At 30.1% G+C, this 13363-nt stretch carries 15 protein-coding genes; all 15 read left to right on the plus strand.

Annotation, left to right across the window (positions count from 1 at the left end; translation table 11 throughout):
• The first annotated feature begins 158 nt into the window (after positions 1–158).
• Positions 159–1073, plus strand: a complete 915-nt coding sequence (locus tag ACJJVO_RS00360; RefSeq protein ID WP_405569036.1) for an IPT/TIG domain-containing protein — start codon at positions 159–161, stop codon at positions 1071–1073.
• Positions 1074–1469: 396 nt separating this feature from the next.
• Positions 1470–1739, plus strand: a complete 270-nt coding sequence (locus tag ACJJVO_RS00365) for a hypothetical protein (protein ID WP_405569039.1) — start codon at positions 1470–1472, stop codon at positions 1737–1739.
• A 151-nt stretch (positions 1740–1890) separates the two neighbouring features.
• Complete coding sequence (locus ACJJVO_RS00370) at positions 1891–2793, plus strand: hypothetical protein (RefSeq protein WP_405569042.1); 903 nt, start codon at positions 1891–1893, stop codon at positions 2791–2793.
• A gap of 246 nt (positions 2794–3039) precedes the next feature.
• Positions 3040–3582 carry a hypothetical protein gene (locus ACJJVO_RS00375; protein WP_405569044.1) on the plus strand — a complete coding sequence of 181 codons (543 nt, stop codon included), beginning with the start codon at positions 3040–3042 and terminating at the stop codon, positions 3580–3582.
• 162 nt (positions 3583–3744) lie between these two features.
• A complete protein-coding gene (locus tag ACJJVO_RS00380) occupies positions 3745–4179 on the plus strand; it encodes a hypothetical protein (protein WP_405569047.1) in 435 nt (144 codons plus the stop codon).
• A 508-nt stretch (positions 4180–4687) separates the two neighbouring features.
• On the plus strand, positions 4688–5542 hold the full coding sequence (locus tag ACJJVO_RS00385; protein ID WP_405569050.1) for a DUF2806 domain-containing protein: 855 nt from the start codon (positions 4688–4690) through the stop codon (positions 5540–5542).
• A 154-nt stretch (positions 5543–5696) separates the two neighbouring features.
• The gene (locus ACJJVO_RS00390) at positions 5697–6239 is read left to right on the plus strand and encodes a hypothetical protein (protein ID WP_405569053.1); all 543 of its coding nucleotides are present in this window, start codon (positions 5697–5699) and stop codon (positions 6237–6239) included.
• Positions 6240–6741: 502 nt separating this feature from the next.
• A complete protein-coding gene (locus tag ACJJVO_RS00395) occupies positions 6742–7275 on the plus strand; it encodes a hypothetical protein (RefSeq protein WP_405569055.1) in 534 nt (177 codons plus the stop codon).
• Between the two features lie 261 nt (positions 7276–7536).
• Positions 7537–8253, plus strand: a complete 717-nt coding sequence (locus tag ACJJVO_RS00400) for a hypothetical protein (protein ID WP_405569057.1) — start codon at positions 7537–7539, stop codon at positions 8251–8253.
• 152 nt (positions 8254–8405) lie between these two features.
• Complete coding sequence (locus ACJJVO_RS00405) at positions 8406–8858, plus strand: hypothetical protein (RefSeq protein ID WP_405569060.1); 453 nt, start codon at positions 8406–8408, stop codon at positions 8856–8858.
• Positions 8830–9411 (plus strand): hypothetical protein, encoded by a 582-nt coding sequence (locus ACJJVO_RS00410; RefSeq protein ID WP_405569062.1) that lies wholly within the window; start codon positions 8830–8832, stop codon positions 9409–9411. Before ACJJVO_RS00405 ends, ACJJVO_RS00410 begins: the two co-directional genes overlap by 29 nt.
• Before the next feature lie 152 nt (positions 9412–9563).
• A complete protein-coding gene (locus ACJJVO_RS00415; RefSeq protein WP_405569065.1) occupies positions 9564–10151 on the plus strand; it encodes a hypothetical protein in 588 nt (195 codons plus the stop codon).
• Positions 10152–10369: 218 nt separating this feature from the next.
• Positions 10370–11077 carry a hypothetical protein gene (locus ACJJVO_RS00420; RefSeq protein ID WP_405569067.1) on the plus strand — a complete coding sequence of 236 codons (708 nt, stop codon included), beginning with the start codon at positions 10370–10372 and terminating at the stop codon, positions 11075–11077.
• Between the two features lie 149 nt (positions 11078–11226).
• On the plus strand, positions 11227–12105 hold the full coding sequence (locus ACJJVO_RS00425) for a hypothetical protein (RefSeq protein WP_405569070.1): 879 nt from the start codon (positions 11227–11229) through the stop codon (positions 12103–12105).
• Positions 12106–12501: 396 nt separating this feature from the next.
• A complete protein-coding gene (locus tag ACJJVO_RS00430; RefSeq protein WP_405569072.1) occupies positions 12502–13080 on the plus strand; it encodes a hypothetical protein in 579 nt (192 codons plus the stop codon).
• Positions 13081–13363: the final 283 nt, after the last annotated feature.

Consider the following 13363-nt stretch of genomic DNA (forward strand, 5'->3'; position numbering starts at 1 on the left):
TGCCAACACCGTGTATAATTAATTGCTTTTCCTTGCTTACGTACGAAAATCCCTTCGGATTTTCTATGTCGTGAGTATTTGTTAACTTAGTCGCTTAACCACGCAACTAACCATACACAAACACGTTACCACACATTAGACAGACAAGACGAAATATTATGAATAAAAAAGTAAACAAAATAAAATTTATTTTAAAAGGAAGTTTCATCATAATTATTATGTGTTTCTTTACTTTTGCATGCTCATCCGAGTCAGATACAAACAATGAGACGGAAAATTCTGAATTGGCTATAATTGATATTTCACCAAATTCAGGGCATATTGGAGATGAAGTCACGATTAATTGGTCTGGTTTAAATGAAACTATTACTTCTTCAAACGTAAAATTTAATAATTTAAATGCTGATATTGTTAGTATTAATCCAAACCAATTGACATGTATTGTTCCTGAAAATGCTATAAGCGGAATAATAGAATTATCACTTAACCAAAATCAAGTATTTTCTGATGAAGATTTCATTATACTAGAAAATACTGAGAGTTTTAATATTTCTAGTCATTCGCCTGAAATCCCAAAACCAGGATATAAAATGCAACTTTTTGGAGAGGGATTTGGTATTGAAGCAAACAACGTACAGATTATTTTTAAAGATTTTAATGGAGGTGATATTGATGCCAACATATTAAATATAAATAATGATTTAATAGAACTTGCTATTCCCGTTAATGCTTCAAATTCAAATATAGAAATCAATATAAATGATGAAGTAATAATTTACGAAATTACTTTATCAGATATTAATCATGAACCTATCTACTATTTTTTTGCAAATAAATTTTACAGCTTTTTGTTAGATAATAATGGGGAGGTTAATTCAACTCAAGAAAGTACTTCATTTAGTGGAATTGATCAAATAACCAGTATAGCCTACGACAATATGGATGATACATTTTACGGTTTATCAAATTATACATCAGGTGCTTCACCGAAAACAAGATTTGTTAGTTTTGATGATAGTAATAATTCAAAATTTAGTACTATATTATGCTACTGTAATAATGACCACTCATAATTAACAAACACTACAATAGGAAAAAAAATAATTGTTACATATAATCAAGACTTTGGCAACTATTATGTTACTTTCAAAGAAATAGATTCTAACGGAAATGTTTTAAATGAATCTGACCCAATAAACACACAGAACTACGCAGGAAGATTCGTTTATATACCTAATATTAATTCTTACGTTTATGTAGAGGATCAGTATACGAGTTTCACAATTTATAAAATAAATGCATCGAATTTTGAATTAAGTATTGAAGAAATTGGATCAGATGTAGTTGAAAACCACAATATTGGTTATTCTTTTGCAGGTCTAGTCTATGACCAATTTAGTCAAAAGATTTTTTACCCAAGAGGAGATGATATTTATGAAATTGATTTAAATAACAATACTGTAGAAAAAATGGATACAGATTGGTATAATTTTTTTGAGACTAATTATAATGAAAATGATTTTTATGAATGGAGCAGACCTGTTATCTCTATTTATTACCCGCCAACTAATGAAATTCTCATCCATAATTATTCTAATTTTGATTCATATTCTAGACATAAAATATTTGCTGTTAACTTAGCTTCAAAACAAACAAGGGAATTAACCAATGGTTTAAATTTTATTTATAGTGGTAACTCTAACCCGAATATTTATGAATGGGTTATGAAATATCAATAAATAACGTGTGGTAACACTGTGTATAGTTAATTGCTAGTTATAGCTTACTTACGAAAGTCCTCGCGGACTTTCTATTCGGTTTTTTTTTGCTAACTTTAGCGTATAAACCACGCAACTAACCATACACAACCACGTTGTGGTGCATACCTGAATGAAGAACATTTTAATAATATTAGGAGTTTTAATTGGAATAATCGGACTGGTTTTTCTTGCTTTATTTATTGCTTCGTATCGAAGAAGACCAAAATTTAATAATAAGGGATTTACGACTTTGGAAAAAAATCTTCTTTCCGAATTTTATGAACTTTTTGATTCCGAGATTCAAACTAAATTAAAAGCTCAAATTGAATATTTTGAACCAAAAAGAAAATGGAGACAGTATTGGGAAAAAAGTATGTCAATGGAACTTTACGGAGACAACGAAAACCCACTTTCGGACAACTTACGATATAAAAGAAAAGATGAAAGTAAACTCGCAACAATCCAATTTAAAACCAATGACGAAAAATATCATATAGAATTTGACAATTATGATGGACGAATTTGGGGCTGGAAAATCAGACCAAACCCAAAGTCGATTATGAAAACATCAACAATAAGCGTTACAAGCAAGAAAATAAATAATGACCCAAATAGTTTTGCTCAAAGCACTTTCAAAAAAGAAAAACTTAAATCAATTCCTAAATTTAATGGACTTCTTGGAAAGCTAAATAATATACAATCGATAAATCAAGTTTTTGAACCAATTAGAGCTGAATTTTTAGAGAATTACATTAAGAGAATTGACTCAAAGTTACCAATAGAATATCTAGACATTATTAAACAATCCGAGGGAGTTGATTTCGGAGATTGTTGCATACTCGGAATATCCGAAATACACTCAACAGGACTCGACGATGGAAATTACTTACATTTAGCGGAATTTGATGATGGCATATTAGCTGTCAAAGAGGAAGAAAAAAACGGAACTGTTTACTATTGTCATCATTCTGGACTTTTAGATAATTTAGGAACTGACTTTGGGAGAATAATAACGGAAAGAATAAATGAATAAAAAGTACGACACCACAACACCGTGTATAATTAATTGCTTTGTTCTAGCCTACTTGCGAATATTCCTGCGGAATTTTCACGGGTTCGTAAAAGTTTGCTAAATTAGTTGCTTAACCACGCAACTAACCATACACAAACACGTTGTGTGTCATTTAAGAGCAACGTAACTCAACGAAAGACATAGTTCGCTCAATGTGATTTTTTCGATTAAAAATATTAAATGAAATTCGTAACTAAAATCAAGAAAATGAAATTAATTGTGACAATATTACTTCTGACTTTCTCTTTTGGTTGCAAATCCCAAAACAATCCTGAAAAAGTTGAAACTGAAAAAACAACTGAATTAAAACCACCTTTTAAAAATCAAGGAGAACAAGAAAAATATTGGGCACAAGAATTTTTCAAAGAAGAATACAAGAAAAAGCATTATTCGAAATTTGTAGGAGAAATAGAAAAATCTGAAAACAAAATAAAATTTGGAAAAGTTCAATATGTAGAGCTTTTCGACACGAATTCTGACTATAATCTGATTTTCGAAAAAGGTCTGTTTTATCCTGATATTTTAAGTGCAATCAGCTTACGAATTGGAAATTTAGAGGAGCTTGAATTTTTATCTAAAAACCCAAAAGTTAAGAGATTTTGGTTTTGGCTTTATCAACCAAATATGGCTAATCCTCAAGTTTATTTATTTGAATTAACAAATGAAAAAGCGAATGAAAAAACTGATTGGAAATCTTTTATTAAAAACGCTGAACTCACTTTTGTGAAAAACGGATGGATAATAATCTGAAAATAAAAACGAACACACAACACCGTGTATATTTAATTGCTTTATTGAGACTACTTGCGAATATTCCTGCGGAATATTCACGGGTTCGTAAATGTTTGCTAACTTAGTCGCTTAACCACGCAACTAACCATACACAAACACGTTGCCACACATTTGAGAAAAATGCGAACTAAAATATTAACCATAGTATTTCTAATCAGAATTTTAAGCGTTGTAAATGCTCAAGACAACGTGGACAAAAATGAAATGGTTGGATTTGCTTGCTATTTTGAGGGAAGCGAATCTAAAACGGTAGAAAAGTTTGCGGAAAAACTTAAAAGCGAAAACTATAAATGGATTTCGAAAAAGCTGAACTCGAAAAATAATGCAGAAAAGTATATGTCTGTTATCACTCTAGAAAAACTGACTGAACTCGGAAAATATAATCTCACTCAAACGGAATTGAATTTGATTGCGGAAATTAAAAAATCGACTGAATTGGTTTCTGTTTGTTCAGGTTGTACTTATTTCCAAAAAGTCGAGCTGAAAAATATGTTTACGGACGAAATGTTGACAATGGGAAGTTATTGGCTAAATTACAATCTGAAAGCTGACTGATAATTATGTTGACTAAAGTTGCAAATAATATCAGCCGAATAATATACAATACAAAATTGTCTGCAATTACTATTTGCATACTTTGTTTAGTAGGAATGCTTACTGGAAAATATGTCGAAATATGGTTTCGCTTTTCTGACTATCGATGGATTTATCAATATGGAAGTTTATTATCAAATGGTCTTGTCCTCTTAATGGTAGGTTGGTCTTTTTTGCATCCAATAATAGTTATTTCAGAAAAGAGAAAACAATGGAAAAAATATTTGATTTGGATTTTAATTGGTTTAATTCCATTTCTATATTTCGGAATTATGATGACAATTTCAATGACAAGAACAATCGAATAAAAACGTGTGGCAACACCGTGTATAATTAATTGCTAGGTTCTTACCTACTTGCGAAAATTCCTGCGGAATTTTCACGGGTTCGTAAAAGTTTGCTAAATTAGTTGCTCAACCACGCAACTAATCATACACAAACACGTTAGAGCACATTAGAAAAAAACTTTATGGCAATAATAAAATTTTCAGGAACACCAATAGAGAAACTGATTGAGACAGTTAGCCAAGGAATCGGAATTCTTTATGAACCAAAAAGAATTAGAAAAAAAGCTGATGCGGAAGCTTATCGATTAGAAAAACTTGAAGAAGCTAAAGCAAAAGGTTTGATTTTAAAATCTGACGCAGAATTTGAAATTATAGAAAGAGCAAAAGAAAGATTTGCTCATCGAGAAATAAACCGACAAATAAATCTTGAAAGTATTGTCGAAAAATCAACTAAACATCTCGGAGAATCCGTTTCAGAAGAACCTGTTGATGATGATTGGAGAACTAGATTTTTCGCTAAAGCACAAGATGTCACTAATGAAGAAATGCAAGAAATTTGGGGAAAAATACTTGCTGAAGAAGTTACTCAACCTGGAAAAATTAGTTTTAGAACATTAGAAGTCATAAGTAATATTTCAAGAGCTGAAGCAACCTTATTCACTAAAGCTTGTAAACTAGCATTAAACGATGGAATGATTTTAAAAATTAATTCTGATAGTGCGTTCGATAAATATGGTATTAACTATACCGATTTATTAATATTACGTTCCGCTGGTTTAATATATGATAGTGACACTCTTAATGTAACTATTAGAGGAATCGAGCCGATTGGAGGTGCATTATTGCCTTTTGGAAAAAAACTGATTTTATGTAAAAAAGAGAACACTAAAGATTATAAATTCAATCAAATAAAATTCACGCCTTCTGGTGCTGAATTAATGAAAACTATTGATAGTGATAAAAACGATACTTTTATAAATGATTTTATAAATGAGTACACTAAAAAAGGATATGAATTTCAGTATCTGAATAAATAACGTGCTCTAACACCGTGTATAATTCATTGCTAGTACTCGCCTACTTAGAAATTCCTTCGGAATTTCCTCTGGTTCGTTTTAGTTTGCTAATTTAGTTGCTGAAACACGCAACGAAATCATACACAAAACCGTTGTAAAACATTAACCAAATAACATGAAAAACTATTACTACCTCTTATTTTCCATACTTATTTTAAGTTGTTCCTCTGATGATAACAACTCAGAAGAACAAAATCAATTTAATTTAGATAGTGATTTAGTTCAAATAAACGAGAACATTAATATAAACAATATTTATGCAAAATGGTCTTTACGAAAAAGTGAATATAGAAATTACGGAAACTTTGAAGAATTACCATATATAATTACTGGATGCGCAGAAGATAGATATTCGGATTATCAACAAGATGGTGAAATTAAAGTTTATAGACAAGAGACAACAACCGTTTCAAATGAATATGAACTAAATAATGAAATTATTCGAGAGTATAATTGCATTGGAGAAATAGAACACAGAGCTACTCGTCAATTTTCGACTATCGGAAATAGAATCAGTTTTATTAATGATAATGGTACACCATCAAATGGCATAATACAAGATCTATCCGAAAATGAAATGATTTTATTATGGAATGATGGATTAGCAGAATTTGAACGATGGAAAAATCGAGAAACTTATATAAAGGTTCAACAGTAATTTGAATAATTAAACGTTTTACAACACCGTGTATAATTAATGGCTAGTACTCGCCTACTTACGAAAATCCTCGCGGATTTTCTATTCGGTTTTTATTTGCTAACTTAGTTACTTAAACACGCCACTAACCATACACGTATTCCAAGATCAAATCCTAGTAAAATTTAGTTTTATTTTTTAAGCTGCATATTGCTGAAGGACCACATACGGTGTTCCTCTTTTTACCACGGCAAATGCCCTAGCTATCAACTTATTCCTAACGTTGTTTATGGCTAGCATTTTATCTTTACCTTCTGCTAGTTTTCTATTGTAATACAATCGTAATTCGCTATCATGCTGTATCGCTGAAACACTTGCCNTGGTTCTTGGCAACTTTATAGAAAGAGAGGACTCGTACGTCTAAGGGATCACTAATCTAAAACACGTTATAGTTCTCCTCTTTTTCTATATAAATATATTTATTGTAAACTAAAGAAACACGTTGTAAGCAATTTGAGAAAAAATGATAATATTATCAGTTATTGGAATTTACTTAATCTATATTCTTTTCATCGGAATATTCTTTTTTAGTTTTAAATATTATAAGACTGAACAAACCATAATAGAGAATAAAGAATTTACATTATTGATTTTCTTTCCAATAATTGGACTTGGGAATTGGCTATATAATAAGGAATTAAGAAAAAACGGAACCACAAAATTTCCAAAAGAATGGTTTATTTGGAAAAATGCGATTCCCATAAATATTGGATATTTAGTGCTTTTAGCAATTATCGGATTTATTCTTCACGGAATTGCTACTGGAAATATTGGTGGAGGAATGGAATGGGCGAATAAACAAGATAATGCATCTTTGATTGGAGTTGGTCTATTAACTGATATTGCTTCTGGAATTGCAATTCTTTTTGTAACAGTAATTGCTGTATTTGGATTTGGAATACTTGCATTTTTTTTAATTTTCATTCCAAAATATCAAGTTAAATCAATTGAAAGAAAATATTTTCAAGAACAAAATGAATTAAATAAATCGAAATAAAAACTGCTTACAACACCGTATATAATTTATTGCTGGTCCTAGCCTACTTACGAAAATCCTCGCGGATTTTCTATTCGGTTTTTATTTGCTAAATTACGTTCTAAACCACGCAACAAACCATATACAAACACGTTACCCAACATTTGCGAAACTGTATAAATTGGACATTTCCCTAACTGAAATAAACCCTTCACTCATTATGAGTTTTGAAAATAAAAATTTCAAACTATGTTTGAGCAGTTAAACTAATCAATAAACCTTATGAAAAACATTCTGATTTTAGGACTTACTATTTTGCTATTCGCTTCTTGTGGAAAAGAAAATAAACCGAAAATTGTACACGCTGAAAATAACGGAAAAGAAATTCCTGAATTGAAAAAAGATACAGCCTTTATTGAAATTTCGGATTTGCCAATTCAAATAGACAGTACTGACTATTTAATTCATCCAATCGGAGATTTTAGAATAGAAGACAATAGAGGGAAAATTATTTACAAATCTTCTGGATATGGTTCTAATAACTTTAAAATTTCAAGTTATGGAGGTTATAGAATATCAGGAGATTTAAACAATGTGAAATTCCAGCATGTAGATTCTGAAAAACTATCGTCTCTAACCGAAAATGTAATCAAAATACAATCAATTTCCTTTTTAAGAAAAGTATTTGACAATACTAAAAAACAGTTATTGGTTTACGAAGTAACTGACAGAGACACGAATCAAGATGGAAAACTTGACTTTAGTGATATAAACACTTTGTATATCAGTAAAATTAATGGAACTGACTTTAGAAAATTGACTGACAACAATAAAGAACTCATTGATTGGAAAATAATTGAGTCAAAAAACAGGCTTTATTTCAGAACGATTGAGGACATCAATAAAGACGGAGAATTTGACAAAAAAGATATTGTTCATTACAAATTTGTCGACTTGAACTCTGACAATTTAAAAGTAACTGAATATAAACCGATTTAAAAAACGTTGGGTAACACCGTGTATAATTAATTGCTTGGTTCTAGCCTACTTGCGAAAATTCCTGAGGAATTTTCACGGGTTCGTAAAAGTTTACTAAATTAGTTGCTTAACCACGCAACTAACCATACACAATCCCGTTGGCAAACATTTGAATGGAACTACGAAAGAAAATATCATCTAACATTATATTCAGAAAATACTTCCTTTCTTGGTTTGTGTTGTTACTAGCTTATATAATAACTGAATTTTTTAATTTAAGTCGATTTTGGGACTATGGAACTTGGATTATAGCATTACTAGCGTTCACTTTGTTTATTACTTTAAAAAAAGTAGAATTTTCAAAAAGTGCTGTTTATTTTGACAATAAAAGAGTTGAATATGAATCAATAATTGATTTAAAAACTTTCGAAGTTCAACAGAGACCTTTCTACCTTTTTAAAACAGACTCTGAAAATTTAATTAAACGTTATCATCTTACCCAATTAGGAGGTATTGGTTATTTTTCAATTATTAAAATTTTATTTTCTAAAAAAAGTGCATCTGAATTACCTCTCGCTGAATTTTTAGCTCTTTTAGATGAGAAATCGAATATTCCAAAAAACTAAAAACGAATTAAAACGATTTGCTAACACCATTTGGCAAACACTCAGGGAAATCATTACGTATGAATATAAAGACTTACTGAAAATGGGAATGGCTACAAGAATTTATGGATGTATAACGGAATCGGATTATGGATTAACAAATTCTGAAATACAAAACCAAATTAATAATCATAATAAAAATGTGATTGAAAAACTGCCATCAAAATCTGAATGGCCACCTCTTGTGAAAAAAATGTTTTCGATTACAGATAATTCTGATTTTTTGAATGAAGGACCTAATTTTGCCTATGGTGGCAGAATAATCCATTTTGGAGCAAATTTTAAATCAGTTGAATATGAATGGAAGGAATGGAAAGTCAAGTTTGAAAACCTTTTATCCGAATTAATTTGGTCACACGCTGAAGTTCATTTTGTAACGGAATATACAGGAGTTCAGACATTTCAATGGAGCATTAATTTTGGAAAAGTGAACAGAGAAAAGAAAACCGAAATTATAAAACCATTTGACAAAAGTTTGTGGGAATATGAAGGAGATAAAACTTGGGATGAATAAAAAACGATTTGCCAACACCGTGTATAATTAATTGCTTGGTTCTAGCATACTTACGAAAATTCCGCTGGAATTTTCTATCTGTGATTAGTTTGCTAACTTAGTTGCTTAACCACGCAACTAACCATACACAAAACCGTTACCTGCAAGCTGAAATGAAGAACATTTTAAGAATAATATTTCTGATTTTAACTTTAAGTTCTTGTAAAAATGAATCAGGAAAAGACTCGGCTGAGTCCAAACCTGACCTCAATAAAGAAATTATAAAAGAGCAGAAAACGGAATTGACCGATTTGACTATAATGGAAATTGACTCACTTTATGACAATGGAATTCTAACTAAAAAATTCTATCCGAATATGTCAGCTTGTGGAGGTGGACTTTTCGGATTCTATTACAATAACGAATTGAAATTAATTGATTCAAAATATCAAGCTGAATTAGGCTACTCAAGCAAAAAAATATATTGGAATGGAAAGAAAATATTAAAAATAAGGTATCGAGAATATTTTGCAGAATGGGGAAAATATGAGAGAAATTATCCGCCTGAAAAAGTTGAATATGACCCGAACAAAATGACCTATTCTGACACTATTTACGAGGTTACTTTTGGAGATAAATACGAGTTTAAAAAAATGTCTGACAATAGATTAATCTCAACAAAAACTGACTCGACTCTAATTGAAAAACTGACCGATTGTGGAAAACGAATGAAAACGGAATTAGAATCTATAAATGAATAAAAGCCAGCAGGTAACACCGTGTATAATTCATTGCTAGTTTTAGCCTACTTACGAAAGTCCTCGCGGACTTTCTATCTGTGATTTATTTGCTAACTTTAATGCTTAAACACGCAACGAAATCATACACAAACACGTTAACTGCAATTATGAAAAAACACTCTGCATTCAATAACTTTTGGATATTTATTTTACTTTTTTTATTTTTAAGTTGTAAAACAATGGATATTTATTCGGTAGTAAACTCTGAACTTAATACTGAAACAATAAACGACAAAGTAGCAAAAACTGTTACTAAAAGATATTTAGGAATGGAAAATTCTGAGTTTATAAAAGAAGAAATTCACATAGAATACAATAATGGCTTAGTAACAAATATGGTATTTTACAATACAATTCCTAGTTTTGAAAGAGACACTAAATATACTACCGAAAAGATAGGTGAAATTAAATGCAACTACGATGGTAAAAAATTGATTAAACGAGTTGATGCTTTTAAAGACTCTGACGATGAGACCTCAGTAAGAACATTAAATTACTCTTATTTAAGTGATAAGTCTGTTATTTATAAAGGTTACGTAGAGAATACGTTAGAAATTAATGGAAAAATTACATTAATTAATGATACTCAATCAAAAGAAGTATATGAAACACAAGATGAAGACGTTAACGTAATTACTTATTATAAAGAATTTAATAAAAAACTAAGAGTTTCCACATTTAAGACAGAATACTTTGATAATAAAAAACTAAAAACTGAAAGTTATTCTTATGCATATAAAGATGACAATTTATATTTAATTAAAGATTTGAATTACGAAATGCGATATGAATATATTTATGATAATAACGGCAATTGGATAAAAAGATTCGGATATGAAAATGGAGAAGTTGTCGAATTATTGGTTAGAAAAATTATTAATAAATAACTGCAGTTAACACCGTGTATAATTAATTGCTTTGGTAAGTGCTTATTTGGAAAATTCCTTCGGAATTTTCTCGCGTTCGTTTTTGTTTACTAAATTAGTTGCTTAAACACGCAACTAACCATACACAAAACCGTTAGCAATAATTACCAATGAAAATCCGAAAATTCATAGAAAATCTAACACCTGAAGAAATTGAAGAAAAAAACCTTCAACAAATTAAGGAAAATGATGAATTCTTTAAGGAATTTAAAGATGCTCACGATAAAAAATGTTGCGTTCTGTGTGGTAATAAATTAGATTACTTTTCAGATTTTGAACCTTGCTTCCATTGGTTTCTATTACCAAAAGGAATAAAGAAAAAGCATTTTAAAAGTTACCTATCTGAACCTATTGGATATTATCGACTTGAAAGTTATTTTAGATGGATTGCTACATTGGAATCACCCCTAAAAAACATCAATGATTTAACAGATGAAAAATCTGATTCTAAATTAAAAGAAATCACAATCAAATACGAAAACATTGAGTGGTCTATGAATTTTGGACAAAATGATTTGGATGGACATAAAGATTCGAATAATGCTAAATTCCCACATTTTCATATTCAAATGTTGGTTGACGGCAGACCTTTTATTAGGTTTAACGACTTTCATATTCCTTTTTCAAAAGAAGATATTTTCAACCTTGAAATGATGGAAGAAGCTTCTGATTTAATAAGTTTAGATTATGATTTAGGAACAGGTATGTCATTTATTGAAAAAAACGAAAACTTAATTGAACTCGATAAAGTTATGTCACTTGCGGAAGATGAAAATAAAGCTACATTTAATACAAGTTCTATGTTTCAAATGCCAGAAGGTAAAACTATAAAAGGAGAAGAAATTGAAAAATTCATTAAGGAGAGTAAAGAGACTAAAACACCTTTAAGAAAAATAATGAAAGAAAACGTTCCTGACATAAAAATTGTAACCGAAGTTAGACCAGGTAATTCAGTCCCGAAAATGAAAAAAAGAAATTCAAGAAAATAACTATTGCTAACACCGTGTATAATTAATTGCTTGGTTCTAGCCTACTTGCGAAAATTCCTGCGGAATTTTCACGGGTTCGTAAAAGTTTGCTAATTTAGTTGCTTAACCACGCAACTAACCATACACAAACACGTTATCTCTAATTTGAAAAAAATACTCAACATATTACTAATTGTAGTCGTAATAGGAATTATTAGCTTTGTTGGACTAGCAATTTTTGGAATTTCTATAATAGGAACTAAAACTGATAGTGAATTGCCAACACCGTGTATAATTAATTGCTTTTCCTTGCTTACGTACGAAAATCCCTTCGGATTTTCTATGTCGTGAGTATTTGTTAACTTAGTCGCTTAACCACGCAACTAACCATACACAAACACGTTGGCAATAATTAAAATGAACATCGAGAACTTTATCATAAATAGAAAATCAATTGAAAAATTGACATCGGAAATGACCGAAATCGAAAGTGATGAATGGGAAACTAAATATATTGACAAAAGAGACCAATCTGAATGGATAGAAATTCCTCTTGAGTCGGAATATCACGGAGGTGGAAATCCAATATTATTCAGGTTGCCGAAACCAAACCAAACGGAATTGATTAAACTTTTGATTAAATCAACGGATTTGAATCAAATATCGGCTATCTCTTGCCTATTAAAGGAATCTGAATTTGACAAATCTGATAAACACAAAGAATATCGAGAGGAATTAATAATTGAATTGGAAAAAATAGTCAATGACAAAGAATTTAAATGGAACGGATTTGAGAAAAAACGACTGACAACAATTATTTACGATAGTGATTTGAATTTTCCACACAACCAAAGAGAGAGTTTAGGGAAAAAATACAAAGAGGTAGAAAGCGACTATCGATATTATAAAAATATAGCCGATAGAGCTGAAAAAATAATCACTTCTGCGAAAAAGAATAATTCAATATTGGAAAGGATTAAAAAATTGTTTGACTAGCGAAATAAAATGTCTGAATTAGAAAATAACTATTGCCAACACCGTATATAATTTATTGCTAGTTCTAGCCTACTTACGAAAATCCTCGCGGATTTTCTATTCGGTTTTTATTTGCTAAATTAGGTGCTTAAACAACGCAACAAACCATATACAACAACGTTGTAAGTAATGCCCAAAAACACCCGAACTGAATGAGAAAAATAGTATTGATTTCGTGCGTTAGTAAAAAATTAGATAGAAAATCGACAGTTGAAAATATTTATATAAGTTCTCTTTTCAAAAA

Source organism: Winogradskyella sp. Asnod2-B02-A, from assembly GCF_045063645.1.
Taxonomy (GTDB): Bacteria; Bacteroidota; Bacteroidia; order Flavobacteriales; family Flavobacteriaceae; genus Winogradskyella.